Genomic DNA, 275 nt, shown 5'->3' on the forward strand with positions numbered 1-275 from the left:
GTATGGTCATGACAAACTTTTATGCGCAAAATCAAGAATCCGAAATACAAAAGCTCACTTCTCGGTACTGTCAAATTAGTGATCCTAAGCTATCAGACGACGGAAAATGGTTGAGCTTTCGGAAATTTTATGATGAAAATGTGGATACTTTAATGGTCTTTAACAGCTTAATTCCAGAGCGTCCGGTAGGCATCAGAGTAAAAATTAACAATATTTTATTTCTTCCTAATGACTATTTGTTGTTAGGCGGAAATGAAAAAGCAGAATTATGGAAC

Annotated in this window: 1 protein-coding gene; it reads left to right on the plus strand. The window is 35.3% G+C overall.

What is annotated here, in order from left to right; all coding sequences use genetic code 11:
* Positions 1–275, plus strand: a 275-nt coding sequence (locus SCA31_RS23295) for a hypothetical protein (protein ID WP_410699396.1), incomplete at both ends; no start/stop codon positions are given.

The sequence above is a fragment of the Chryseobacterium sp. SIMBA_028 genome (assembly GCF_046535285.1).
Taxonomy (GTDB): Bacteria; Bacteroidota; Bacteroidia; order Flavobacteriales; family Weeksellaceae; genus Chryseobacterium.